The organism is Microbacterium testaceum StLB037 (genome assembly GCF_008763945.1).
Classification (GTDB): Bacteria; Actinomycetota; Actinomycetes; order Actinomycetales; family Microbacteriaceae; genus Microbacterium; species Microbacterium testaceum_G.
In genome coordinates this window covers 708,706-733,706 of sequence record NZ_VTQH01000001.1, presented here as the reverse complement: position 1 = coordinate 733,706, position 25,001 = coordinate 708,706, and the positions used below count along the sequence as shown (strand labels likewise).

Below are 25,001 nucleotides of genomic sequence, written 5' to 3'. Positions count from 1 at the left end.
CCCTCAGACCCGGTCGGCCAGCAGCGCGAGGCGCTTCGGCCCCACGCGCGTGAGGATCAGCGTCGCCGAGGCGTCGCCGCGGAGCGCGAGCTTCTTGCGCAGCACCGCCGGATCGACGTCGACGCCGCGCTTCTTGATCTCCAGCGTCCCGATGCCCCGTGCGCGCAGCGCCTGGGCGAGCTTCTTGGGGTCGGCCGGCAGGTGCTCGCGCACGCGGAACGACGACACGAACGGGCTCGTCACCGCCGCGTCCGAGGTGAGGTAGGCGATGCCGGGCGCGAGCATGCCGGCATCCAGGGCTCGTCCCACCTCGCCGATCAGTCGCGCGCGGATGACGGCGCCGTCGGGCTCGTGCACGAACTCCCCGAGCTCGCGCTCGTCCACGTCCGGGCTGTCGGCGGGGGCGGTGAGCTCCCATGCATCGTCGCCGCGCACGACGAGCGCGGCGCGGCGGACGCCCTCGCGGGCGAGGGAACCGGCCCAGAGCACGAGCTCGATCGTCGAGCCGTCGGCGCTGATCCACTGCGCCTCGAGGTCGTCGGGAATACGCGTGCGGTCGAACCCCGGCCCGAGCTTGACGCCGCCGGGGGTGGTCCGCAGCAGCTCGAACACCCACTCGAGCGACGGCGACCACTCGGCCGACGACACCTGCCGCGTCTCGGAGTGGCCCGCCGTACGGCGCGCGGGGTCGAGCCACACGGCATCCATCCCGTTCAGATCCACGTCCTCGGCGCGCGCGTGCTGCACCGTCGCCGCATCGCCGAAGGGGGCGAGGTTGTAGGCGGCGATCGCGGCGGTCACCTCGTCGGCGTCGACGGCATGCACCCGGATGCCGAGGCCCGCCAGCCCGAGGGCGTCACCGCCGATCCCGCACCCGAGGTCGCCGACCCGCTGGATCCCCGCCGCGCGGAAGCGGCCCGCGTGCCGGGCGGCGATCGACAGGCGCGTGGCCTGCTCGAGTCCCGCGCGCGTGAACAGCATGCGCTCGGCGAACGGCCCGAACTTCGCTGTCGCGCGCACGCGCAGCCGCGCCTGCCCCACGACGGCCGACACGAGGTCGGGGGAGTGGCCCGCGGCGCGCAGGCGCGAGACCGCCCGGGCAGCCTCGTCGACGGAGTCGAGGGGGCCCACCTCGTCGAGCAGACGCAGGCCCTCGGGGGTCAGCAGGGCGGTGAGTTCGGCGGCATCCACACCTTCCAGCCTAGGCGCGGGGCAGGGTGTCGACGAGGTCCACCGGGAGCGCGCACGGGGTCCTGCCCCGTACCCCACCCCCCTCCTCCCCCCTCCGAACCCCGGGGTACCCCGTACGCGATACCGGGGAGGTCCCCGATGTCGGATCTGCGGGCCGTTCCTAATCTCAAAGGACAGACAGCACCTGCGGGCCGCGGCCCGGGAAATGGGATGGAAGAAATGCCTACCACCGGCGACATCAACAACTCGCTCAACACGGTCATCGCGGACTCGCTCAACGAGGTCAACGAAGACAACTCGGTCAACACCGACCTCGGCGTCCAGGACTCGTTCAACGAGACCAACAACGAGACGGTCACCAACGACACCACCATCGGCGTCGACGGCTCGTTCAACGAGGGTTCGAACAACGAGTCGACCGTCATCACCGACTCGGGCAACGACAACTCCGACAACTCGGACAACTCGATCGGCATCGACTGGACCGAGGGCTCGTACAACGAGTTCACCGACGCCTCGACCACCGACAACTCCGTCAACGCGGGTGTGCGCGAGTACAACACCGGCTTCTCGGGCGTGGGCACCTCGTCGGCTGCGGCCGCCGGTTCGGGCCACACCGAGATCTGGAGCAGCTCCACGGTCCTCGACCAGTCGGTCAACCAGAACATCGCGGCCGAGGGCGCCGTCGACCAGGGCTTCGCGAACTCGGCCGTCTCCGCTTCGGGCGAGGGTTCGATCGCGGCCGGCGGCGACGTCAACTGGAGCTACGACGTCGACCAGTCGACCACCATCGACGCGGGCGGCGACATCAACATCGGCAACGAGACCACGGTCACCACGATCACGGACTCGATGAACGAGTACAACCTGGACTACTCGTACACCGACAACTCGACGGTCATCGACGTCACCGACTCGTTCAACGACCTCTCGGAGAACTACACCGTCGACGGCTCGTTCAACACCTCCGACGTGTTCGAGAGCGACATCGACGTCACCGTCGACATCACCGCCGTCGTCGACAGCTTCAACACCGCCGACCTCAACCTGCCCCTGGCCTGAGCCGCTTCAAGAATTAAGGAATAGACATCATGGTGTGGAACATCGGTGACGTGACCGACTCCGGCAACGAGGGTTGGGTCAACGTCGGAAACACGGACACGACCAACAACAGCACCAACCTGGCGGTGGACCTCGACAACGTCGGCAACGTCGACAACTCGTTCGAGGAGACCAACACCTCCGACACGACGATCACCGACTCGGGCAACGTCGACTCGGGTAACACCGACTGGGACATCGACGGCTCGGGCAACGACAACTCGGACAACTCCGACAACTCGATCGACGCCGTCGTGACGATCGACTCGAACAACTCCTACTGGGACGAGTCGAGCGAGGACAACTCGATCAACGCGGGCGTTCGCGAGTACAACACGGGCTTCGCGGGCTTCAGCGGCTTCGGTGGCGGCGACGTCTCCATCCACAGCCAGGCGACGATCCTCGACCAGTCGGTCAACCAGAACGTCGCCGGAGGCGACCTGACGCAGGGCTTCGCGAACAGCGCCGTCTCCGCGTCGGGTGCGGGCTCGGTGGCCGCCGGTGGCGACGTCACGATCTCGCGTTCGCTGGACGCGTCGACCAACATCACCGCCGACGGTGACATCAACATGAACAACACCACCTCGGTCACCGAGTGGACGAACGTGGGCAACACGACCGACATCTCGGTCGAGCTCACCGACTCCTCGCAGGACTGGAACATCGACGGCTCGTACAACGACTCGTCGCTGAACGTCGACCTGACGGACTCGTTCAACGAGGACTTCAGCACGACCGAGTCCGAGAACTGGACCATCAACGCTGACGTCATCTGGGGTTCGGGCAACTCCGAGGTCGTCGACGTCCAGCTCCCCGACGCCGACCTCGACGCGTAAGCGAGATCTGCATCGACGGAAACGTCTGATCGGTAGCCCTGGGCGGGGATTTCCCGCCCGGGGCTATCGTCGTTCCTTCATTCTTCGACGCCGACGAGGCGTCAGCACGACCGAGAGGTTCCCCGCGTGTCCGCACCGGCCCAGCCCACCACGTCCCCGGCCCCGACGGGCTCCGCCCCGGGCGCTGCCCCCGCGGGGAAGAAGAATCCGCCTCCCTCGCCGGCCGAACTGGCCGCCCTGGTGGATCGGGCGCGGGCGTATTCGGGCGCGGTCGGCCGCGAAGACCTCGTCGAGAAGCTCGGTAACACCCGCTCGCGCCTGTCCGACCCGCACGTGCGCGTGGTGATCGTGGGGCAGTTCAAGCAGGGTAAGAGCAAGCTCGTCAACGCCCTCATCAACGCCCCCGCGTGTGCCGTCGACGACGACATCGCCACGTCGGTGCCCACCTCGGTGGGGTATGCCGAAGAACCCTCGGCCACGGTGCTCGTGCGCCGCGAGAGCGGGGAGTCGCACGAGATCCGTCGCGTCGACATCCCCTTCGAGCGCCTCTCCGACTACGTCACCTCGCGAGCGGACGACGAGCAGGAGGGCGACGTCGTCGGCGCCGAGGTGCTGCTGCCCCGCGAGATCCTCAAGGGCGGCCTGCGCATCGTCGACTCTCCCGGTGTCGGCGGGCTCGAGTCCACGCGCTCGCTCGCCACCCTGGCCGCGCTCACGACCGCCCACGCCGTGCTGCTGGTGTCGGACGCCTCGCAGGAGTACACCGAGCCCGAGATCCAGTTCCTTCGGCACGCCATGCGCATCTCGCCCAACGTGGCTGCGGTGCTGTCCAAGACCGACCTGTACCCGCAGTGGCGCGACATCCAGCGCGTCGACGAGAAGCACCTGAACGAACTCGGCGTCGACATCGACGACGTCCCCGTCTTCGCCGTGTCCAGCGACCTGCGCCTGCTCGCCGCCGAGCAGCAGGACCGCGAACTCAACGACGAGTCCGGCTTCCCCGAGCTCGTGGCGCACCTGCGCCGCGACGTGCTGGGCAAGGCCGAAGACCTCAACCGCCGCGCCGCCGTCCACGACCTCAAGACGGTCACCGACCAGCTGTCGCTCACCGTCAAGACCGAGCTGAACGCGCTCGAGCACCCCGAGGACACCCCGGGCATGATCGCGCGCCTCGAAGACGCCAAGGCCAAGGCCGACGACTTCCGCAGCCGCACCTCCCGGTGGCAGGTCACCCTCTCCGACGGGATCGCCGATCTCATCAGCGACACCGAGCACGACCTGCGCGACCGCCTGCGCAAGGTGCAGCGCGAGGGCGAGGCCGCGATCGACGAGGGCGACCCCGGCCCCATCTGGGACCAGATCGCCGAGTGGGTCGATCAGCGCGTGAACGCCGCGGTGTCCGAGACCTTCGTCTGGACGAACGAGCGCTCGCAGTGGCTCGCCGAGCAGGTCGCCGACGAGTTCCGCATGGGCGAGGAGTCGATCCCGCTGATCGACGTCGCCGGCACCGACGGACTCCTCGACCCGGTCGAGGAGCTGCAGCACCTCGACGACGGCAAGATGGGCGCCGCTGAGAAGATCTACATCGGCGTGCGCGGCTCGTACGGCGGCGTGCTCATGGTGGGTCTTGCGACCAGCATCGTGGGACTGTCGCTCATCAACCCGCTCTCGCTCCTGGCCGGTGTGCTGGTGGGACGCCGGGCCTTCCGCGAGGACATGTCCTCGCGCCTGCTGCGCCGCCAGAACGAGGCGAAGAACCTCTTGCGCCGCCACATCGAAGACACCGTCTTCCAGGTCGGCAAACAGCTCAAGGACCGCTTGCGCCTCGTGCAGCGCACCGCTCGCGACCACTTCGGCGCCATCGCCGACGAGCTGCACCGCTCGCTGTCCGACTCGGTGCTCGTGGCCAAGCAGGCCGCCGCCAGCTACACCGCCGACCGTGACAAGCGCATCCAGCAGCTGCACGCGCAGCTGCGCGACATCGACGCGCTGCGCGGCCGTATCCCCGCCGGAGAGCTCGAGGCGGCACGTCCGGCTCGCGCGGCGGTCACCCGATGAGCGGCGGTCTGCCCGAGGTCGCCCGCATCGTCGACGAGGCGCTCGCCGTCTACGCCGACGACGCGGCAGCCGTGGAGGTGCTGGAGTCGTTCCGCGGACGCCTGCGCGAGCCCCTGCGGCTCGCGGTGGCCGGGATCGTCAAGGCCGGCAAGTCCACCCTGCTCAACGCCCTCATCGGCGAACGGATCGCCCCCACCGACGCGGGCGAGTGCACGCGCACGATCACCTGGTACCGCTACGGGGCCACCGCGCGCGTCGACCTTCGCATGCACGACGGGCGGCGCATCTCGCGTCCCGTCCGCCGCGACGAGGGTCGCCTCGTGCTCGACATGGGCGGCTACACCGCCGAAGAGGTGGCGTGGATCGACGTCGCGTGGCCGAGCGAGAGTCTGCGCTCGACCGTGCTGATCGACACCCCCGGCATCGCCTCCCTCACCACCGAGAACTCGGCGCGCTCTACGGACTTCTTCATCCCGAAGGACACCCCGACGGCGGCGGATGCCATCATCTACCTCCTGCGCCACGTCCACGCCGAAGACCTCAAGTTCCTCGAGGCGTTCCGCGACACCGCCGCGGGGGAGTCTCAGACCGTCAACGCCCTGGCCGCGCTCTCGCGCGCCGACGAGATCGGCTCGGGGCGCATCGACTCCCTGCTGTCGGCGGCCAAGATCGCCGACCGCTACCGCCGCGACGGAGAGCTCCGCTCACTCGCCCTCGACGTGGTGCCCGTGGCCGGCCTCCTGGCCGAGGGCGGGCGCACGCTGCGCGAGAGCGAGTTCATCGCGCTGCGTCACATCGCGATGATGGACCGCGCGGCCCGCGATCGCCTGCTCCTGACCGTCGACCGTTTCATCCGCGCCACCGACGACACCGCCCTCAGCGTCGACATCCGTCGCGGGCTGCTGCGGCGCTTCGGGCTGTTCGGCGTGCGCCTGGCGGCGGCCCTCATCCGAGGCGGCGCCACCACGTCGTCGGCTCTGTCGGATCGCCTCGTGCAGCAGAGCGGCCTGACCGAGGTGCAGCGCTTCGTCGAGGACCAGTTCCGCGGCCGCGCCTTCGCCCTGAAGGCACGCGGCATCCTGCACAGCGTCGAGCGTCTCGTGCGCGAGCGCCCGCGGCCGCACACGGCGGAACTGCTCTCGGCGATCGAGCGCCTGACCGCCCAGAGCCACGACCTGCGCGAGCTCTCGCTCATGGCGGAGCTGCGCACGTCCCCGCCCGCCCTCGACGCCGACACCCTGGCCGAGGCCGAGCGGATCGTGGGCGGTGGGGGGCTGGCCCCCGCTCGTCGTCTGGGGCTCGGGGACGACGCCGACCCCGCCGCGCAGCGCGAGCGCATCGACGGCCTGCTGACGCACTGGCGTTCGATCGCGGAGTCGCCGCTCACCGATCGGCACACGGCCGAACTGTGCCGCGGAGTCGTCCGCAGCGTCGAGGGAGCGGCATCCGACCTCTTCGGTTCGGGGTCGGACGCCGCTTCGACCTCAGAGCTCGGGAGCGGGATTCCCGGCGGGGCCGCGTCGGACGTCGTGCTTTCGCGCGGTCCAGCGTAGAGCGGCGGGGATGATGCAGAAGAGCAGCCCCAACGCCGACAGACCCAGCTGAATCAACAGCAGGCGGTCGAGGGGGATGCCGCGGTCTCCTACCGCGACGAACTGGCGCGCCGCGAGAACGGTCACCGCCAGGAACAGCAGGATGCCGAGCATCCACCACCGCGCGTTGTCGCGGCGGTTGTTGAACGACACCAGCACCGTGATCTGCACGAGCAGCACGGCGACCATGGCGCCGAACACGCACCAGAACACGATGTCGGCGGCGGAGCTGATCGTCTCCGACGGCCGCGAGGCGTCGACCTCGCGCACGATCGCCTCGATGTCGGGGTCGATCGACTGCCGGATCACGAAGAGGTAGCCCACGGCGATCGCGCCCACCACCAGGCTGAGCACCCAGCAGATCTGCGCCAGGCGCACCGCCGCCGGGGGCGGCATCTTGACCATGACGGGGGCAGCGGCCTTGTCGTGCAGGGCGGGACGCTCGGGCTTCGCCGGCTTGGCGGCGGGCTCGGAGGGCGGGGGCGCGGGCGACCGGCGCGTCTGAGCCTGAGGGGCCGACGGTGCGGGCGCACCGGAACGGCGGGTGAGCTCCTGAGAGCCCACCCGCCGTTCCGAAGGCGCGTCAGAGGGTGTCATCCGCCGTGTCTTCGATGATGACGTCGTTGCCGGAGTCGAACACGACGGTGGTGTCCTCGTCGACGGTGGTGTCGATCGTCGTGTCGGTGGTGTCGTTGAACGAGTCGCCCACCGCGACGTCCGTGGACGAGTCGTTGGCCGAGTCGGTCAGGTCGATGTCCGTGGAGTTGTCCGTGGTCTCGGTGTTCTCGGTCGTCTCGTTGTACGAACCGTCGATGTCGGTGTTCGTCTCTTCGTTGCCGATGTTGACGTCGTTGCCCGCGTCGATGTTGGTCGAGTTGTCGAGGGTGGTGTCCTGGTCGACGTCGTTGCCGGCGGCGATGGCCTTGTCGCCCGAGGCGACGACGGCTTCGTTGCCGAAGGTCTGGTTGACGTCGCCGAGCGCCCAGATGTTCTGGTTGACGGACTGGTCGATGATCGTGTCGCGATCGTCGATGTGGGTGTACTGCAGCGAGTTGGTGATCGTCTTGATCTCCCGCACGACGGGGCTGTGGTCCGGACGGTCGTAGTGGACCGGTGCCGGCGTCGGGTTCGGGGCCACCGAGGGCTTCTCGGCGATGACCGGGGCCACCGAGCACACGTCCGCATAGGAGACGTTGCTCAGCCCACGGGCCGCCATCGCGCCCTCCGGGTCCTCCTCGAACTCGGCCGCAGCCTGCGGGTCGCGCAGGAGGCTCAGGATGAACTCGATCAACGCATCTGCCATGGTCGCCAGCGTGACGCTCATTGGGGTCTCCTCACGGTTGTTCCTTGGTTCGACGGTATGTCGAGGGGGTGTGTCCGCGCGTCGGGGGGAACCCCCATAGCGCGGGACGGGTCATAGGGGGTTCGCCGGCCCACCGTCAGCCCGCGCGTTCGGTCGCTGAGACCGGCGTGCGCGGGTCATCGTCGAGGGCCATGCGCAGGCGCGTCATGAGGTCGGAACGCGAGGTCGCGCCCAGGCGCCGACGGATGCGGGCGATGTGATGCTCGGCGGTGCGCGGCGAGATGAAGATGGTCTCGCCGATCTCGGCGTACGTCTTGCCCTGGAGCACCAGCGCCGCCACCTCGCGCTCGCGTTCGCTGAGAACGCCCCCGCCGGTTTCGACGGGACGCACCACGGATGCCGTGGCCACCGGTCCCGTCTCGGGCACGGCCGCCGGCGCGGCCGGGGCCTCGGTGCGCTCGCGCGGGTGCAGCTGACGCGCGCACGCGAGCAGTCGGGCGATGACGCGCCGATCGGTGGACTTGCTCGCTCCGTGGCTGGCCAGGCGGGCACCGTCCCAGGCGAAGCCGCACGAGGCCAGCCCCGCGGCGGCCTCTTCGATGGCGTCGGCGTCGATGGCCCCGGTGAGCACCTCGGTCCACACCCGGCCGGCGCGCGCGAGGCGGGCGGCGAGGGGGGAGTGCTCGGCGGCGGAGCGCAGAGCGCGGGCGTGCACGGTGAGCTCGTCGGGACTGCCCAGCAGGATGCTCGCGTGCAGGGCGGACCACTGCAGGCTCGTCGCCCACAGAGCCGGCTGCCCGAGGTCGTCGAGGAGGCGCTCGGCCTGCTCGACCTGTCGGCGCACGGCGGGGTATTCGCCGAGCTTCGCCGCCGCGAGGGCGAATTCGCCGAGCGGGACGAGCGTGAACAGGTCGATCTGCACGCGCAGCAGGGAGTCCTGGGCGCGGTGCCACACGGGAGCCAGTTCGGACGGCTGGCCGTTGCGCCGCACGAGGCCGAGCTCGACGGCGTCGGCGAGCAGCCGGTCGCGCGCGGAGAGCGTGCGCCCACCCGCCGTGGCGGCGCGCAGAGCGGCGTCGGCCTCGGCGGCGTGCTCGCACTGCAGAGCCACCCACGCGCGCCAGAGCAGGAGGCGGGGAACAGCCCAGTCCCCGCCCTGCCGGCCCGCGATGGCGCCGTCGAGGGCGCGCTGCGCCACCGCGGCTTCGCCCAGGTGCAGGGCGACCAGGGCCGCCAGGACGGCGGGGAGTTCGGGGAGGGGCTGATCGGACCCGGATGCCGTGTACATCTCGCTCGCGCGGACGAGGTCCTGCAGCCCGCCGTCGGCGGTCGCCGCGATCGAGGAGCGCAGGCCCCGCGACAGCAGTTCCAGTGACACGCCGTGCGCCGTGGGAATCGACCGCGACGGGGCACCGACGGGGGAGTCCGCCGGATCGGCGTGGCCCGCGCCGACCGCGGCGATGAGCCACTTCGCGCGGCTTTCGGGCGTCTGCGGGGTACCGCCGGCGTAGACCTGCGACCCGAGCCCCATGTCGCCGCGCATCGCCCAGACGGCGGCGGCCATGTCGAGGGCGTCGTCGCCGGGGGCGTCCGGCCCTGAGAGCAGGCGATCGACGAAGGAGCCGGCGCCGTCGACGTCGCCCGTCGCCCAGGCCGCTCGGGCACGCCGCAGCGCCACGACGCGGGGGTCGGCTCCGGCCCGATCGGCCGCCGCGTACAGCTCCGCGGCTCGACGGGGGTCCCGGGCCAGTTCACGGTCGGCGTCGGCGAGGAGAGCGGATGCCACGCGCTCGTCCGTCGCGCCGCCCAGCAGCGCCTGCACCGAGGAGGCGTCGGTGACGAGCCGCGCCGAGTACAGGCTCAGCAGGCGGTCGGGGGTGAGGCGGGCGCGGACGGCTTCGCGCACGAGCGGGACGGTGCGTCCGCCGCGCTCGAGGAGGCCGGCGTCGTATCCCGCCGCGCACGCCTCCGCCGAGCCGCCGTCCAGGGCGTAGCGCTCGTCGAGACACAGCGCCTCGACCGCGAGTCGGAGCGAGGGGCCGAGGGAGTCGATGCGGTGCGAGACGAGGTCGTACAGCGAGCGCGCGATCTCGTCGCGGTCGCACCGCCCCTCGCACATCCCCTCCCCGTGCAGGCGCAGCGCCTCGGCGGTGAGCCAGGCGAGGCCGCCAGTGACCTCGAACAGGAGCGAGAAGCATTCACGCGCCGCGCCCTGCGGCGTCTCGCCGAAGTGCGCGAGAGCGTCGGCCATCGAGACGTGTCCGAGCAGGAGGGGCGGCTGGTGCCGCTCGATGTCGTCGATGAGCGCGCGCAGCACGGCGGAGGCAGGATCGGGCCGGCTCGAGAGCAGGACCGTCGCGCTGCCGTCGCGCAGCCGCTCGGCGAGGGAGCCGAGCAGAGCGTCGTCCACCAGGTGCGCGTCGTCGACGACGACCACCGCCCCGGGGGTGGAGGGGAGGTCACCCGGGTGCGTGAGGGCGACGGGGCTGTGCCCCGCATCGCGCAGGGACGCCATGAGGTGACGCAGCACCCGGGACTTGCCCGCGCCGGCCGTACCGATCACCGCGAGAGGTGTGGGCGCGGCCGCGCCGACGTAGGCGTCGAGGAGGGTACGGGCGACGCGAGGCAGCAGCAACGTCTCGACGTCGCCGTTCATCGCATCGGTGGAAGTGTTCGAGATCGACATCGACGTGTCTCGTTCCGACGGCCGCGGATCAGGCGGGGACGTCTGACGCGGAGGCGGTCGGGTCAGGCGACGTCGTCTCCTGCGGCTGCTCCGAGGGGGCCGTCGTCTCGGCCGGCGGGTCGGTCGCCGGGGGCGACGTCTCGGCAGGCGGGGTCGTCGGCTCCTGGGTCGTCGTCGGTTCCGTCGACGGCGCGGTGCTGCCGGTGTCGGACGGCGAGGGCTCGACGACGGGCTCGGTCGACGGCGGGCTGGTCGACGCGCTCGGCGACGAGCTCTCGGACGGCGGGTTCGTCGTCGGCTGCTGCTGCTGCTGAGCGGGGGACTGGTTGTTGGTCGGGGCCGACCCGCCACCGCCACCGTTGCCGCCACCGTTCGACTGCTGCTGCGGGGCCGTCGACGGGCTCCGCTCCTCGGCGGTGCGCGGGGTCAGTCTCTGCGGGGTGCGCTGACGCGGCTCGCTGCTCTTCGACGCACCGGGCTGCTCGGGAGCGGCTGCTTCGGGAGCGGCGACCTGCTCCGAGACCGGGACGATGTCGGGCGCCGCGATGCTCGCGGGCGGCGACGACGGCATGTTCAGCGGCTCGAAGAGGACCACGGCCTCCTCCGCGGCGAGAGGCTGCGAGGTGACGGCCGAACGCGCGAAGATGCCGACGCCCATCGCGGGAATGCTGACGACTCCCACGCCGACGGCCAGCGCGGTCACTCCCGCCGCGACGTACGCGGTGGCCGGGACGCGGTGAAACCAGGGCGCCCGCTTCTCCGCCCGCGTGGGTCTGAAGCCGAGCTCGTCGGTCGAGTCGTCATCGTCGTCGTTCTCATGGTCGTCGTCCTCGACCGCGGCGGCCGGCTCGCTGAGCAGAACGGGCGTGAGCTCGCCGACAGCGACGCCGGCGGCGACGCGAGCGGCACCGAGGGCGATGATGGCCTTCGGGTCCGCATCAACGGCGATCGGCCGGTCGAAGCGCTCCGACAGCAGCTGAGCCACGCGGGGAATGCGCGAGGTGCCGCCGGTGAGCAGGATCGCGTCGAGGTCGTCGGGGGTGAGGCCCGACTGCTCGAGGGCGATCTCGAGCACCTCGATCGTGCGTTCGATCTCGGGCTCGATCATGTCCTCGAACTCGGCGCGCGTCAGACGGACGGCTCCGTGGCCGCCGCCGACCAGCACCGGAACGACGGCCTCGCCGTCGAACGACAGCGATTCCTTCGCCTCGACGCACTCGCGACGCAGCGAGGCCAGCGCCATGCGCAGGCCGGGATCGGTGGCGACTCCCGCCATGTCCGAGGCGGGGATGCCCGCGGCGCGGACGGTGTGGCGCAGGACGATGTCGTCGAAGTCGGCACCGCCCAGGTCGGGGATGCCGACCGGAGCACCGATGAAGTCGACGCGGCCGTCGATGGTCTTCTGCAGGATGACGGTGTCGAACGTGCCGCCGCCGAAGTCGTAGACCGCGAGTGCGCGGCCGATGTCGAGGGGATGCGTCGACTCGTAGTGGCGGGCCGCGGCCTCGGGCTCGGTGATGACCTGGACGTCGGCCCAGCCCAGGCGGCCGATGGCGTCCTGCACGAGACGGGTGCGGTACTCGCCCCAGGTGACGGGGACCGACACCGCGATGCCGGCGGGGTGCTCGCCCTCGCGCTCGACGGCGGTTCCGATGACCCACCCGACCATCAGGGCGTAGAGGTCCTGCGGCGAGAACCGGCGATCGGCGGTGACGATCGGCACGTCGTCGCCGATGCGGCGTTTGAACTCGCGGATCAGGCGCTCCGGTTGCGCGGTGCCGCGGCGTTCGGCCGCGTCTCCGAAGAGGAGCCCGCTGTCGGCGACGAAGACCGTCGTCGGGGTGTTGTCGGCGTTGCGCCCGAGCGACAACGGGGTCGCGGCGAGCTCTCCTTCTGCGGTGAAGCGCGCGACGGCAGCTGCCGTCCTGCTGGTTCCGACATCGATCGCCAGGTAGTACGGCGTTGCCATTGGTTCGACCCCCCGAAGGCGCACAGGGACGCCGAAGCACCCCTGAATCCCCCGATTCTTTTGGGCTCAGCGACGAGCCCGTTCGTGTAGCCGGAACATACCCCCTGTACGTGTCCGGCGCTGGTGCCACGAGTGTGGCACAACACAGAAGAGGATGAAAGGGCGGGTGACTTCTGCTGACTCGTCGGCGTATCTGTGAGATACTGCGCGGCCACCTCCCGCTGGCCGCCGCCGGCGATCGGTTCTGGCACTCGCGTTGCATGAGTGCCAGCGCTTCTCTACACTCGAATTAGCACTCTCCCCGCGTGAGTGCTGACAAGTCTTCTGTAACGAGAAAGAAGAGGTAGACCGTGTCGGTTTCCATCAAGCCGCTCGAGGACCGCATCGTCATCAAGCAGGTCGAGGCTGAGCAGACCACCGCGAGTGGTCTCGTCATCCCCGACACCGCCAAGGAGAAGCCGCAGGAGGGCGAAGTCGTCGCCGTCGGCCCCGGCCGCATCGACGACAACGGCAACCGCGTCCCCCTCGACGTCGCCGTCGGCGACCGCGTGCTCTACAGCAAGTACGGCGGCACCGAGGTCAAGTTCGGCGCCGACGAGTACCTCGTGCTCTCGGCTCGCGACGTCCTGGCGGTCGTCGTCCGCTGATCGAGTGAGATCGTCTGAAGGTCCCGGATGCCATGGCATCCGGGACCTTCGTCGTATCCGGCGTCCGCACGGCCCGGTGTGGCAGAAAAGACGCGATGCCCGACCGACGGGCGTCGTCGGGGCCCGCGTAGGCTGAACCGGTGACTCCCGCGCCTTCCGCTCCGACCGGCGGAAGCGCCCGCGGTGCGCTGTACGCCCTCGGTGCCTACCTGCTCTGGGGCGTCCTGCCGCTCTACTTCCTGCAGCTGCGGCCCACGGGCCCGTTCGAGGTCGTGGCGTGGCGCATCATCCTCGCGTTCGTCTTCTGCCTGCTGCTGCTGTCGGTGATGCGCATGTGGCGGCCGTTCCTGTCGATCGTGCGCCAGCCCCGGCTGATGGGTCTCACGGCAGTGGCCGGCGTCCTGATCTACGTCAACTGGCAGACCTACCTGTTCGGCGCGCTGTCCGACCGCGTCCTCGAGACCAGCCTCGGGTACTTCATCAACCCGATCGTGACCGTGCTGCTCGGGGTCATCGTCCTGCGCGAGCGCCTGCGCCACATCCCCTGGATCGCGATCGGCCTCGCCGTGGTCGCGGTCGTCGTGATCGTCATCGGCTACGGCGCGTTTCCGTGGATCGCCCTGACCCTCGCCTTCTCGTTCGGCTTCTACGGCCTCGTCAAGAAACAGATCGGACCGGCGGTGGATGCCGTGAGCGGACTGACCCTCGAGTCGCTCTGGCTTCTGCCGGTCGCGGCGATCCAGCTCGTCTTCGTCGCGAATCTCACCGGCATCACGCTCGGTACCGCCGGCGTCCTGCACACGGTCCTGCTCCTGCTGGCGGGAGCCGTCACCGCCGTGCCCCTGCTTCTGTTCGCGTCGGGGGCGCGACGCGTGCCGCTCACGGTGATCGGCCTGCTGCAGTTCGTCGCGCCGATCATCCAGTTCATCATCGGCGTATGGGTGCTGCACGAGCCGATGACCCCCGAGCGCTGGATCGGCTTCGCCCTCGTCTGGGCGGCGCTGGCGATCCTGAGCGTGGACTCCGTCGTCGCCTCGCGCCGCCATCGCCGCGTCGAGGCGGACGTTTCCGAGCCGGTCTGAGCGAATTCTTTTCGTTTCTCGGCCCGCTCTTGCCGCGGAAAAGTAACGATTGGGTCGCGTAATCGACCGTTAACACATTGCAACATCACGGCCACAAGTGCGCCATTAGGTTTGTCACAATCCGAGCGGGTTATCCGCGCGGTTCCACCTCACCAAGGAGCACCCATATGAGTGTCCTCTCCCGTTCGCGTGCGGCGAAGATCATCGGCGGTTTCGCCGTGGTCGGCGTCTCCGCGCTCGTCCTCGCCGGTTGTACCGGTACCAGCACTCCGTCCGACTCCGGCAATGCCGCCGGTGGAGGCGACTTCCCGATCGACTGCAACGCCGCCGAACCGGCCTCGTACACTCCGGAGTACTCGTCGAGCTCGACCGGCCCCGCCAAGGACCTCACCTACAACATCGGTACGGCCCTGCCCGTCACCGGTAACCTCGCCTTCCTCGGCCCGCCCGAGATCGCGGGCACCGAGCTCGCGGCATCCGACATCAACGCCGCCAACAAGGGCGTGAACATCAACCTCATCCAGGGCGACTCGGGTGACACCGACAACAAGGCCTACGAGACCGAGATCCCGCGCCTGCTGGGCGCCGGGGCCACGGCCATCGTCGGCGCCGCCTCGTCGGGCACGTCGCTGCAATTCATCGACCAGGTCATCGCGGCCAACGCCGTGCAGATCTCGCCGGCCAACACCTCGGCGGCCTTCACCGGCTACAACGACAAGGGCCTGTACTGGCGGACCGCTCCCTCGGACGTGCTCCAGGGCGAGGTCCTCGGCAACCTGATCGCCTCCGAGGGCAACGAGACCCTCGGCATGATCGTGCTGAACGACTCGTACGGCACCGGCCTCGCGTGCTTCACCAAGAAGGCGTTCGAGGGTGCCGGCGGATCCGTCGTGGCCACCAGCCTCTACAACACCGGTGACACGAACTTCTCGGCGCAGATCGAGGACGTCCTGGCCCAGAAGCCCGACGCGATCGCCCTGATCACGTTCGACGAGGTCTCGACGATCATTCCCGACCTGACCGCGAGCTTCGCCAAGGACAAGCTGTTCTTCGTCGACGGCAACCTGAAGAACTTCGGTTCGCAGTTCCCCAACGGCACCCTCACCGGCGCCAAGGGCACCTACCCCAGCGTCGACCCCGACTCGACGGCGACGTTCCGCAGCACGCTGGACTCGTTCTGGACGGGCAAGGGCAACGCCAAGCTCGAGGACTACACCTACGCCCCCGAGTCGTACGACTCGGTCGTCCTCCTCGCCCTCGCGGCGCTGAAGGCGGGCTCGGCTGCCGGTCCCGACGTGGCCGCGAACATGCAGGCGGTCTCGGGCGGTTCGGGCAACGGCACGAAGTGCACCAGCTACGCCGAGTGCGCCGACATCATCGTCGGCGGCGGCGAGGCCGACTACGACGGCGTCTCGGGCCCGATCACGTTCAACGACGTGGGCGACCCGACGCAGGCCACCATCGGTGTCTTCGAGTACGGCGACGACAACAACTACAGCTGGCTCCGCGCCGGTTGATCGGTTCTCTCTGAAAGGCCCCGGGACTTCGGTCCCGGGGCCTTTCCCATGTCCCCGGGCGCGGGGTCTGGCATCCGGGGCCGTCGCGAAGCTCGCAGAGTGACGCGGAGCTCGCAGTGTCGGCCGTGGAATCTGCGAGGGGAATGCCGTTCTGCGAGCTCGGTGGGGTGCGGGGACACCGGTTTGCCGTGCGCGCGGCGAACCCGGGCGCCGGGGTCCTGGCATCCGGAGCCCTTCGTCAGCTCGCAGAATGGCGCGTAGCTCGCAGTACCGGCCGCGGAATCCGCGAGGAAGAGCCCTTCTGCGCGTCCCGTGACGGGGGAGGGATGCCGGGACCCCCGGCTGCCGTGCGTGCGGCGAATCGGGGTGCCGGGGTCGTGGCATCCGGGGCCAGTCGTCAGCTCGCAGAATGTCGCGGAGCTCGCAGCATCGGCCGCGGAATCTGCGAGCGAAGTGCTGTTCTGCAAGATCGGCGCGGGGGCGGAGGGGCCACGCCAACAACGCGGAAGGCCCGAGCCCCCAAAGGGACTCGGGCCTTCCGGCGGGCGGCTCAGGTGCCGAGCGTGCCCAGGTACAGGCCGATCACGGCCGGGTCGTCCATGAGCTCGCGACCGGTGCCGGTGTAGGCGTCGCGGCCCTGGTCGAGCACGTAGCCGCGGTCGCAGATCTGCAGGCAGCGGCGGGCGTTCTGCTCCACCATGATGCAGGTCACGCCGGCCTTGTTGATTTCGGAGACGCGGATGAAGGCCTCGTCCTGACGCACCGGCGAGAGGCCGGCCGACGGCTCATCCAGCAGCAGCACCTTGGGGTCCATCATGAGCGCACGGCCCATGGCGACCATCTGGCGCTCACCGCCCGACAGCGAGCCGGCCCGCTGCTTCAGGCGCTTGGCGAGGTCGGGGAAGATGCTCGTGACGAAGTCGACGCGCTCGTTGAACCCCTTCGGCCGCTGGTAGAGACCCATCTGCAGGTTCTCGGCGATCGTGAGGCTCGGGAAGACGTTGTTCGTCTGGGGGACGAACCCGACTCCCTTGGCGACGAGCTTGTTGGCCCGCAGGCCCGTGATCTCCTCGCCCTGCAGCAGGACCGAGCCCGAGCGCACCTTGACCTGACCGAAGATCGCCTTGAGCATGGTCGACTTGCCGGCGCCGTTCGGGCCGATGATGCCGATGAGCTCGCCGGGGGCTGCGGTGAGGTTGGCGCCGTTGAGGATGTTCACGCCCGGGAGGTACCCGGCGTGCACGTCGCGGAGCTCGACAACGTTGGCGGTCATCGACCGTCCTCCTTCTCGTGCGTCGACTCGGCGTCGATCGCGGCGTCGACCTGCTGCGCGGTCTCGAGCAGCTCGGCGGCGGCGGCCGAGTCGACCGTGCCCTCGTGGCGGCCGGTGACGACGCCGAGGTCGACGTCCTGGTGGGCGCCGAGGTAGGCGTCGATCACGGCCTGGTCCTTCATGACGGTGTCGGGCGGGCCCTCGGCCACGATCTTGCCCTCGGCCATCACGACGACCCAGTCGGCGATGTGGCGGACCATGTGCATGTCGTGCTCGACGAAGAGCACGGTCATCCCCAGGTCTTTGAGGTCGAGGATGTGATCGAGCAGCGACTGCGTCAGCGCGGGGTTGACGCCGGCCATCGGCTCGTCGAGCATCACGAGCGTCGGGTCGCTCATGAGCGCCCGCGCCATCTCGAGGAGCTTGCGCTGACCGCCCGACAGCGAGGCGGCGAAGTCCGACTCCTTGGAGTCGAGCTTGAAGCGCTTGAGCAGCTCGCGCGCTTTGGCGTCGTTGTCGGACTCCTGCTTGCGCCAGACGAAGGGGAGGATGCTCGAGAGCAGGCCCTCTCCCTTCTGCTTGGTCGCGCCCAGCTTCATGTTCTCGAGCACGGTGAGAAGCCCCAGCGCCTTGGTGAGCTGGAACGTGCGCACCTGGCCCATGCGGGCCGCCTTGAACGCCGGGATGCCGGCCAGGTTGCGGCCGTCGAACGACCACTGACCGCTGTTCGGCTTGTCGAAGCCGGTGAGCAGGTTGAACAGCGTCGTCTTGCCGGCACCGTTGGGCCCGATTAATGCCGTGATGGCATTGCGCGGGATCTCGAGGTGCTTCACGTCGACGGCGGTGTTGCCGCCGAAATCGCGGCGGACGTTGTCGGCGACGATGATCGGATCGACCTTCGCGACGCCGGGGGCGATCTCGCCCTTGTGCAGTCCGGTCGCCTTCACCCGTTGCGCGGGAGCGCTGGGCACGACCGGCGTGGACTCATCGGACAAAGGTCATCTCCTTCTTGCTGCCCAGGATGCCCTGGGGGCGGAAGATCACGAGCAGCATGAGCGCGACGCCGACGATGACGAAGACGAGCATCTGGGACTGGTCGGCGGTGAGGAACGGCAGCAGTCCGATCGAGGACAGCGCCGGCAGCAGGTTCGACAGGAACGCGCGCACGACCCAGAACAGCACGGCGCCGAGCACCGGGCCGAAGATCGTCGCGGCCCCACCGAGCAGCAACGCCGTGTAGACGAAGAACGTCTGCGAGGTGACGTACACGTTCGGGTTCACGTTCGTGTCCATCGCCGTGATGATGCCGCCCGCGGCGATGATCACACCGCCGATGACGAGAGCCTGCATCTTGAAGGCGAAGACGTTCTTGCCGAGCGCGCGCACGGCGTCCTCGTCTTCACGGATGCCGCGGATGACACGACCCCAGGGGCTGCGCATGAGCATCCAGACCAGGAGGACGGCGACCACGACGGCGAGCAGGCCGAGGATGATGACGTACCAGCGGTTGGCGTTGTACGTCCACGGGCCGAAGCCGTAGTCGCCCGCGGGGAGCGGGTTGTTCTCGCCGCGCCAACCCGACTGGAAGTTGAACAGACCGTCGGCCGAGCCCGTGACGCCACGGAAGGTCGAGGTGAGGAACACCAGGCGGAGGATCTCGGCGGCCGCGATCGTGACGATGGCGAGGTAGTCGCCACGCAGTCGCAGCGTCGGGATGCCCATGATGAGCGCGAACACGACGGCCGCGGCGAACCCGATCAGGGCGGCGAGCGGCCAGGCGAGGCCGAACGTCAGGATCGAGATCGCGAAGCCGTACGCGCCGATGGCCATGAAGCCGGCGACGCCCATGTTGAGAAGACCGGCGAAGCCGAAGTGCATCGACAGGCCGATGGCCGCGAGGGCGTAACCGAACGTGGCCGGCGCGAGGATCTGCGAGGCCGTGTTCGAGAGGATCTGCAGGAAGTCCATGGTTTACCTACCCGATTCGCTCTCGGCGACCGAGGATGCCCTGCGGCCGGAAGAGGAGGATGACGATGAGCACGACGAGGGCGCCCACATACTTCATGTCGGAGGGGATCCACAGGGTGGACACCTCGACGAGGAGGCCGACCACGATCGAGCCGATGAGGGCGCCGAACGCGGTACCGAGTCCGCCGAGCACGACGGCGGCGAACATGAGCAGCAGGATGCCGGAACCCATGTCCCAGCGGATGCCCGGGCGGAAGTAGGCCCACAGGACACCGGCGAGACCGGCCAGCGCCGACGACAGGATCCAGACCATGCGCACGACGTTGTCGACGTCGATGCCGCTCGCCGCGGCGAGCGAGGGGTTGTCGGACACGGCGCGGGTGGCCCGGCCGAGTCGTGTGCGGGTGAGGAACCAGGCGAAGGCGGCGATCACGACGATCGAGATGCCCATGCTGGTGAGGTCGGTGACGCTGATGCGGATCGACCCGAGGCCCGGGATGATGTCGCTCGATGCTCCCGGAAGCTGCTGGGTGCCACCGCCGATGAAGATCTGGAAGACGTAGCGCAGCGCCAGCGACAGACCGATCGAGACGATCATGAGCTGAACGATGCCGAGGCCCTTCCTGCGCAGAGGCCTCCAGATCCCGGCATCCATCGCCAGTCCGAAGACCCCCGAGAGGATCACCGCGAGCGGGATGGCAATCCAGATCGACCACCCGGTGCCCGCGCTCAGGAAGAGCGCGGCGATGGCCCCGAAGGTCACCATCTCGCCGTGGGCGAAGTTCGACAGGCCCGTCGTGCCGAACACGAGCGAGAGGCCGATCGCGGCGAGAGCGAGCATGAGGCCGAAGTTGAGGCCGTTCACGGTGCGCGAGAGCAACTGGTCCATGAAGCCGACCGTCTGACGTTCCGCGGCACCGAGGGTGAAGTTGCTCGAGACGGTGCTGGAGCTGCCGAACTGCACCTGCCGCTCGAACTCCTGGCCGTCCGGGACGCTCACACTCGACGGAAGCGAGTTCCGGTCGAGGTCCACCGTCCAGGACCCTTCCTTGGTGGGGACCTTGATCGTCGCGCGACCGCGCTCGTCCGTCGTCGCCTCGCCCGTGAAGGAACCGTCTGTCGCGGTCACCTTCGCTTGAGCGACGGGCTCGCCTTCGGAGCGCACGTTCACCGTGATCGAGTAGGGAAGATCCTCATCGTTGACGGCTGCCGTCGATGCCGGGGCGAACCCGAGCACCAGGGCGGCAGCGAAGAGTCCTGACAACAGCGTCAGGATCGAGCGTCGACGGCGAGGCATCCGTGGGGATGCTTGCCGAGTGGTCACGAAACCTCCTGGTCGTTCGACGACGTGGTCCGTCGCCGCCCGGACACCGTAGTCCGGGAATATTGCCGCGTTGTTTCCATCGCAGCAGTCGATGCGAGAACGATACCTGGATGCGATGCATTCGCTGTGCGTTGTGCAGTTCCGGCGCTGTCGAGAATGCGGAATGGGGGTAGAGCGAAGGTCGCGCGGTGGGGTATATCGCGCGGGCGGGGAAGAAAAGAGGATCCGGCGACGCTTACACTTTCAGGCGGAGCGCCGCACGCGCCCCGGCCGACGACGTCCCTTTTCGAGCAGGCGCCGCGCGCGCAGGAGGATTCATGGAGCAGCACGACCCGTTCGGGTTCATCGGACTGACCTACGACGACGTGTTGCTGCTTCCCGGCCACACCGACGTCATCCCGAGCGAGGCCGACACGTCGTCGCGCCTGAGCCGGCGCATCACGGTGGCCACGCCCCTGCTCTCGAGCGCGATGGACACCGTCACCGAGGCCCGCATGGCGATCGCGATCGCGCGCCAGGGCGGCATCGGCATCGTGCACCGCAACCTGTCGATCGAGGACCAGGCGGGCATCGTCGACCAGGTCAAGCGCAGCGAGTCGGGCATGGTGTCCAACCCCATCACCACGAACCCCGAGGCCACGGTGGCCGAGGTCGACGCGATGTGCGCGCAGTACCGCATCTCGGGTCTGCCGGTGGTGGACGCCGACGGCGTCCTCGTCGGGATCATCACCAACCGCGACATGCGCTTCGTCTCGGGCTTCGAGCGCCAGACGACCAAGGTCAAGGACGTCATGACCAAGGACGGTCTGATCACCGGGCACGTCGGCATCCACGCCAACGACGTCATCGCGACCTTCGCCAAGCACCGCGTCGAGAAGCTCCCGCTCGTCGACGACGAGGGCAAGCTCGCCGGCCTCATCACGATCAAGGACTTCGACAAGAGCGAGAAGTACCCTCTCGCCACCAAGGACGACCAGGGGCGCCTGCGTGTCGGCGCGGCCATCGGCTTCTTCGGCGACGCCTGGCAGCGCGCCGAGGCCTTGCGCGACGCGGGTGTCGACGTGCTCGTCGTCGACACCGCGAACGGTCAGTCGGCCGGCGTGATCGACATCGTGCGCCGCATCAAGGCCGACGAGTCGTTCGCGCACATCGACGTCATCGGCGGCAACGTCGCCACGCGCGAGGGCGCGCAGGCGCTCATCGATGCGGGAGTGGATGCCGTGAAGGTCGGCGTCGGTCCGGGTTCGATCTGCACCACGCGCGTCGTGGCGGGCGTGGGCGTGCCCCAGGTCACCGCGATCTACGAGGCCGCGAAGGCCGCGATCCCCGCGGGCGTGCCGGTGATCGCCGACGGCGGCCTGCAGTACTCGGGCGACATCGCCAAGGCGCTCGTCGCCGGTGCCGACACCGTCATGCTCGGCTCGCTGCTCGCCGGAACCGACGAGTCGCCGGGCGAGATCGTCTTCCAGGGCGGCAAGCAGTTCAAGCAGTACCGCGGCATGGGCTCCCTCGGCGCTCTGCAGACGCGCGGCAAGAAGACGTCGTACTCGAAGGACCGCTACTTCCAGGCCGACGTGCCCAGCGACGACAAGCTCATCCCCGAGGGCATCGAGGGTCAGGTCCCGTACCGCGGGCCCGTCGCCGCCGTGGCGTACCAGCTCATCGGGGGCCTGCGTCAGTCGATGTTCTACGTGGGTGCGCGCACCGTCGAAGAGCTGAAGGCCAAGGGCAAGTTCGTCCGCATCACCTCGGCGGGACTCAAAGAGTCGCACCCGCACGACGTGCAGATCGTCGTCGAGGCGCCGAACTACAAGAAGTAGCGTCGTATCGAAGGGCCGGGCCGAGTGCCCGGCTCTTCGTCGTTCCGCCGCCACCGCCATTCGGCGCGGGCACCGGAGCCCGGGTGTTCGCCTGGTGCCTGGCATCCGGATGCCGATAAGCTGGCCGGCTCGCCCGCTGCGGGCCGATGCGGGGCTGCGCACCCGATCGTCGCCTCCGCCGCCGCGCGCGGCCGATCCGGAACTCGCCATGGGATACCTCGACCTCACCGCCGTCTCGTTCACGCTTCCCGACGGGAGGCCCCTCCTCGACGAGGTGACCTTCCGCGTGGGGGAAGGGGCGACCACCGCGTTGGTCGGCCCCAACGGGGCGGGCAAGTCCACTCTCCTGCGCATCATCCGCGGCGACGAGCGGGCGCACGGGGGAGTGGTGTCGATGGGCGGCTCGCTCGGGGTGATGGACCAGTTCATCGGGCACGGCCGCGAGGGCGAGACGGTGCACGATCTCCTCGTGTCGGTGTCGCCGACGCGTATCCGCCTCGCGGCGCTCGACCTCGAGGCCTCCGAGAACGCCCTCATCGAACAGGACGACCTCGACACGCAGATGCGGTACGCCGCCGCCCTCGCCGATTACGCGGATGCCGGAGGGTACGAGCACGAGACGGTCTGGGACACCTGCACGACGGCCGCGCTCGGACTGCCCTACGAACGCGCGCGGTTCCGGGAGCTGTCGACGCTGTCGGGCGGTGAGCAGAAGCGGCTCGCACTCGAGGCGCTGCTGCGCGGACCCGACGACGTGCTGCTCCTCGACGAGCCCGACAACTACCTCGACGTCCCGGGCAAGCGCTGGCTCGAGGAGCAGCTGCGGTCGACGGCCAAGACGGTGCTCCTCGTCTCGCACGATCGCGAGCTGCTCGCGCGCGCCGCCGACCGCATCGTCACGCTGGAGACCGGGGCTGCGGGGAGCACCGCGTGGGTGCACGGCGGAGGGTTCGGCACGTACGGTGCCGCGCGTGAGGACCGCATGGCCCGGCTCGAAGAGCTGCGCCGCCGCTGGGACGAGGAGCACGAGAAGCTGCGCGCGCTGGTCGCGCGCATCAAGGTGGCCGCGGCCGCCAACGACGGTTTCGCCTCGCGGTATCAAGCGGCGGTGACCCGCCTGTCGAAGTTCGAGCAGGCCGGGCCGCCCGAGGAGCGACCGCCGGAGCAGGACCTGCAGCTGCGCCTGCGGGGGGCGCGTACCGGCAAGCGCGCGGTGATCGCCGAGCGACTCGAGCTCACCGGTCTCATGAAGCCGTTCGACCTCGAGGTGTGGTTCGGCGACCGGGTCGCGGTGCTCGGCTCGAACGGGTCGGGAAAGTCGCACTTCCTCCGGCTTCTGGCCGGTGGCGGCAGCGATCCCGACACGCGCCTCGGGCACGTGACGACCGTGGGAGCGGGACTCGATCGGGTCGCCCACTCCGGTCGCGCCGTCCTGGGCGCGCGGGTCGTCCCCGGGTGGTTCGCCCAGACGCATCGGCATCCGGAATTCGTCGGCAGAACCCTCCTGGACCTGCTCCACCGCGGGGACGACGAGCGAGCCGGGATGCCGAGGGATGCCGCGAGCTCCGCCCTGGACCGGTACGGTCTCATCGCGCAGGCGCAGCAGCCGTTCGACACGTTGAGCGGCGGGCAGCAGGCGCGGTTCCAGGTGCTGCTGCTGGAGCTGTCGGGGACGACGTTGCTGTTGCTCGACGAACCGACCGACAACCTCGACCTCGCCTCGGCCGAGGCGCTGGAAGACGCGCTCTCGCGGTTCGAGGGGACCGTGCTGGCCGTGACCCACGACCGGTGGTTCGCGCGATCGTTCGACCGGTTCCTCGTGTTCGGGTCGGACGGCGAGGTGTACGAGGCCGCCGAGCCGGTGTGGGACGAGAAGCGGGTCGTCCGCGGCCGGTGACGCCCCGGGGTGGCGCGGCTACGCTGTGCGCATGATCCGACGACGCAGCCACCCCGCGGCATCGCTGTCGGCGCGCCGGACCGAGGCCTTCACCGACGGCGTCTTCGCGATCGCGGCGACCCTCCTGGTCCTCGGGTTGACCGACCAGTCGCTGGGCTCGCCCACCACCGACGCCCAACTCGCCGGCAGCCTGCTCGACCTGGCGCACCCGCTGTTCTCGTTCGTCATCAGCTTTCTCATCCTGTGCGTGATGTGGATGACGCACGTCCGCCAGTTCGAGTGGATCGTGCGCATCGACGACACCGGCATGTGGATCAACAACCTGCGGCTGCTGCTGGTGGTGCTGGTCCCCTTCACCTCGTCGCTGGACACCATGCACTCGGACCTGCTGCTCGGTCGCGTGCTGCTGCCGGTCAACTTCTTCCTCGCGATCGTCATGGGGTGGCTGCAGTGGGCCTGGGCGGTGCGTTCCGGCGCGATCGCCGATCTCACCCCGGCCGACGCGAAGCGTCTGGGGCGCGCGAGCTTGAGCGCCGTCATCCTCAGTGCGGCGGCGATGGTGCTCAGCCCCGTGATCGGTTCCCTCGGGTTCCTTCTGTTCGCCTTCGACGGCCTCCTCACCCGCGTCCTGCGCGGGGGCGACGACCCCGAGGCGCCCGCGTCGCCTGCGCAGGCCGATCCGCGCCCCGATCCGGCCGACGGCGATGTCCGGGGGCGCGGGTAGGCTGAGGGGGTGA

Annotated in this window: 19 protein-coding genes; 10 read left to right on the top strand and 9 right to left on the bottom strand. The window is 69.6% G+C overall.

Annotated elements, in window-relative coordinates; translation table 11 throughout:
* Positions 1-3: 3 nt before the first annotated feature.
* Positions 4-1,191: a class I SAM-dependent methyltransferase gene (locus tag F9B98_RS03380; RefSeq protein ID WP_150952872.1), complete on the bottom strand. Its 1,188-nt coding sequence runs from the start codon at positions 1,189-1,191 to the stop codon at positions 4-6.
* A gap of 219 nt (positions 1,192-1,410) precedes the next feature.
* On the opposite strand from F9B98_RS03380, the gene F9B98_RS03375 reads away from it, so the two are divergent.
* From F9B98_RS03375 to F9B98_RS03360, 4 genes are all read left to right on the top strand, one after another.
* Complete coding sequence (locus tag F9B98_RS03375; protein ID WP_150952869.1) at positions 1,411-2,253, top strand: hypothetical protein; 843 nt, start codon at positions 1,411-1,413, stop codon at positions 2,251-2,253.
* A gap of 29 nt (positions 2,254-2,282) precedes the next feature.
* Positions 2,283-3,128 carry a hypothetical protein gene (locus F9B98_RS03370; protein ID WP_150952866.1) on the top strand — a complete coding sequence of 282 codons (846 nt, stop codon included), beginning with the start codon at positions 2,283-2,285 and terminating at the stop codon, positions 3,126-3,128.
* Positions 3,129-3,254: 126 nt separating this feature from the next.
* Positions 3,255-5,186, top strand: a complete 1,932-nt coding sequence (locus tag F9B98_RS03365) for a dynamin family protein (protein ID WP_225310203.1) — start codon at positions 3,255-3,257, stop codon at positions 5,184-5,186.
* Complete coding sequence (locus tag F9B98_RS03360) at positions 5,183-6,739, top strand: dynamin family protein (protein ID WP_150952863.1); 1,557 nt, start codon at positions 5,183-5,185, stop codon at positions 6,737-6,739. The genes F9B98_RS03365 and F9B98_RS03360 overlap by 4 nt, the downstream gene beginning before the upstream one ends.
* On the opposite strand, the gene F9B98_RS03355 is transcribed toward F9B98_RS03360, so the two are convergent.
* The 4 genes from F9B98_RS03355 to F9B98_RS03340 form a co-directional block, all read right to left on the bottom strand.
* On the bottom strand, positions 6,671-7,375 hold the full coding sequence (locus F9B98_RS03355) for a hypothetical protein (protein ID WP_150952860.1): 705 nt from the start codon (positions 7,373-7,375) through the stop codon (positions 6,671-6,673). The two genes, F9B98_RS03360 and F9B98_RS03355, sit on opposite strands and share 69 nt — an antisense overlap.
* The gene (locus F9B98_RS03350) at positions 7,362-8,102 is read right to left on the bottom strand and encodes an IniB N-terminal domain-containing protein (protein WP_150952857.1); all 741 of its coding nucleotides are present in this window, start codon (positions 8,100-8,102) and stop codon (positions 7,362-7,364) included. Before F9B98_RS03350 ends, F9B98_RS03355 begins: the two co-directional genes overlap by 14 nt.
* Before the next feature lie 115 nt (positions 8,103-8,217).
* Positions 8,218-10,767, bottom strand: a complete 2,550-nt coding sequence (locus F9B98_RS03345) for a helix-turn-helix transcriptional regulator (protein WP_191966649.1) — start codon at positions 10,765-10,767, stop codon at positions 8,218-8,220.
* 28 nt (positions 10,768-10,795) lie between these two features.
* On the bottom strand, positions 10,796-12,736 hold the full coding sequence (locus F9B98_RS03340; RefSeq protein WP_150952851.1) for an Hsp70 family protein: 1,941 nt from the start codon (positions 12,734-12,736) through the stop codon (positions 10,796-10,798).
* 350 nt (positions 12,737-13,086) lie between these two features.
* Here F9B98_RS03340 and groES point away from each other — a divergent pair, with 350 nt between their 5' ends.
* The 3 genes from groES (at position 13,087) to F9B98_RS03325 (ending at position 15,982) form a co-directional block, all read left to right on the top strand.
* Complete coding sequence (groES, locus tag F9B98_RS03335) at positions 13,087-13,383, top strand: co-chaperone GroES (protein ID WP_039394204.1); 297 nt, start codon at positions 13,087-13,089, stop codon at positions 13,381-13,383.
* 140 nt (positions 13,384-13,523) lie between these two features.
* Positions 13,524-14,465 (top strand): EamA family transporter RarD, encoded by a 942-nt coding sequence (gene rarD / locus F9B98_RS03330; protein WP_150952846.1) that lies wholly within the window; start codon positions 13,524-13,526, stop codon positions 14,463-14,465.
* Positions 14,466-14,632: 167 nt separating this feature from the next.
* Positions 14,633-15,982, top strand: coding sequence for an ABC transporter substrate-binding protein (locus F9B98_RS03325; protein WP_150952843.1), 1,350 nt, complete (start codon positions 14,633-14,635; stop codon positions 15,980-15,982).
* Positions 15,983-16,532: 550 nt separating this feature from the next.
* On the opposite strand, the gene F9B98_RS03320 is transcribed toward F9B98_RS03325, so the two are convergent.
* From F9B98_RS03320 to F9B98_RS03305, 4 genes are read right to left on the bottom strand one after another with little or no spacing between them, the layout of a single operon-like run.
* Positions 16,533-17,255 carry an ABC transporter ATP-binding protein gene (locus F9B98_RS03320; protein WP_056226465.1) on the bottom strand — a complete coding sequence of 241 codons (723 nt, stop codon included), beginning with the start codon at positions 17,253-17,255 and terminating at the stop codon, positions 16,533-16,535.
* A complete protein-coding gene (locus F9B98_RS03315; protein ID WP_150955807.1) occupies positions 17,252-18,226 on the bottom strand; it encodes an ABC transporter ATP-binding protein in 975 nt (324 codons plus the stop codon). The genes F9B98_RS03320 and F9B98_RS03315 overlap by 4 nt, the downstream gene beginning before the upstream one ends.
* A 13-nt stretch (positions 18,227-18,239) precedes the next feature.
* Positions 18,240-19,223 carry a branched-chain amino acid ABC transporter permease gene (locus F9B98_RS03310; RefSeq protein WP_150952840.1) on the bottom strand — a complete coding sequence of 328 codons (984 nt, stop codon included), beginning with the start codon at positions 19,221-19,223 and terminating at the stop codon, positions 18,240-18,242.
* A gap of 7 nt (positions 19,224-19,230) precedes the next feature.
* Positions 19,231-20,520: an ABC transporter permease subunit gene (locus tag F9B98_RS03305; protein WP_150952837.1), complete on the bottom strand. Its 1,290-nt coding sequence runs from the start codon at positions 20,518-20,520 to the stop codon at positions 19,231-19,233.
* Between the two features lie 344 nt (positions 20,521-20,864).
* On the opposite strand from F9B98_RS03305, the gene guaB reads away from it, so the two are divergent.
* The 3 genes from guaB (at position 20,865) to F9B98_RS03290 (ending at position 24,988) form a co-directional block, all read left to right on the top strand.
* Complete coding sequence (guaB, locus tag F9B98_RS03300; protein ID WP_150952833.1) at positions 20,865-22,367, top strand: IMP dehydrogenase; 1,503 nt, start codon at positions 20,865-20,867, stop codon at positions 22,365-22,367.
* A gap of 208 nt (positions 22,368-22,575) precedes the next feature.
* Positions 22,576-24,264 carry an ABC-F family ATP-binding cassette domain-containing protein gene (locus tag F9B98_RS03295; RefSeq protein WP_150952829.1) on the top strand — a complete coding sequence of 563 codons (1,689 nt, stop codon included), beginning with the start codon at positions 22,576-22,578 and terminating at the stop codon, positions 24,262-24,264.
* 31 nt (positions 24,265-24,295) lie between these two features.
* The gene (locus tag F9B98_RS03290; RefSeq protein WP_150952824.1) at positions 24,296-24,988 is read left to right on the top strand and encodes a TMEM175 family protein; all 693 of its coding nucleotides are present in this window, start codon (positions 24,296-24,298) and stop codon (positions 24,986-24,988) included.
* Positions 24,989-25,001 lie beyond the last annotated feature (13 nt).

Bases quoted from the DNA above. Each gene is read 5' to 3' on its own strand.
- F9B98_RS03375 (WP_150952869.1), top strand. From the start codon at position 1,411: ATGCCTACCACCGGCGACATCAACAACTCGCTCAACACGGTCATCGCG.
- F9B98_RS03370 (WP_150952866.1), top strand. From the start codon at position 2,283: ATGGTGTGGAACATCGGTGACGTGACCGACTCCGGCAACGAGGGTTGG.
- F9B98_RS03360 (WP_150952863.1), top strand. From the start codon at position 5,183: ATGAGCGGCGGTCTGCCCGAGGTCGCCCGCATCGTCGACGAGGCGCTC.
- F9B98_RS03355 (WP_150952860.1), bottom strand. From the start codon at position 7,375: ATGACACCCTCTGACGCGCCTTCGGAACGGCGGGTGGGCTCTCAGGAG.
- F9B98_RS03350 (WP_150952857.1), bottom strand. From the start codon at position 8,102: ATGAGCGTCACGCTGGCGACCATGGCAGATGCGTTGATCGAGTTCATC.
- F9B98_RS03345 (WP_191966649.1), bottom strand. From the start codon at position 10,767: ATGTCGATCTCGAACACTTCCACCGATGCGATGAACGGCGACGTCGAG.
- F9B98_RS03340 (WP_150952851.1), bottom strand. From the start codon at position 12,736: ATGGCAACGCCGTACTACCTGGCGATCGATGTCGGAACCAGCAGGACG.
- F9B98_RS03325 (WP_150952843.1), top strand. From the start codon at position 14,633: ATGAGTGTCCTCTCCCGTTCGCGTGCGGCGAAGATCATCGGCGGTTTC.
- F9B98_RS03320 (WP_056226465.1), bottom strand. From the start codon at position 17,255: ATGACCGCCAACGTTGTCGAGCTCCGCGACGTGCACGCCGGGTACCTC.
- F9B98_RS03310 (WP_150952840.1), bottom strand. From the start codon at position 19,223: ATGGACTTCCTGCAGATCCTCTCGAACACGGCCTCGCAGATCCTCGCG.
- F9B98_RS03305 (WP_150952837.1), bottom strand. From the start codon at position 20,520: ATGCCTCGCCGTCGACGCTCGATCCTGACGCTGTTGTCAGGACTCTTC.
- guaB (WP_150952833.1), top strand. From the start codon at position 20,865: ATGGAGCAGCACGACCCGTTCGGGTTCATCGGACTGACCTACGACGAC.
- F9B98_RS03295 (WP_150952829.1), top strand. From the start codon at position 22,576: ATGGGATACCTCGACCTCACCGCCGTCTCGTTCACGCTTCCCGACGGG.
- F9B98_RS03290 (WP_150952824.1), top strand. From the start codon at position 24,296: ATGATCCGACGACGCAGCCACCCCGCGGCATCGCTGTCGGCGCGCCGG.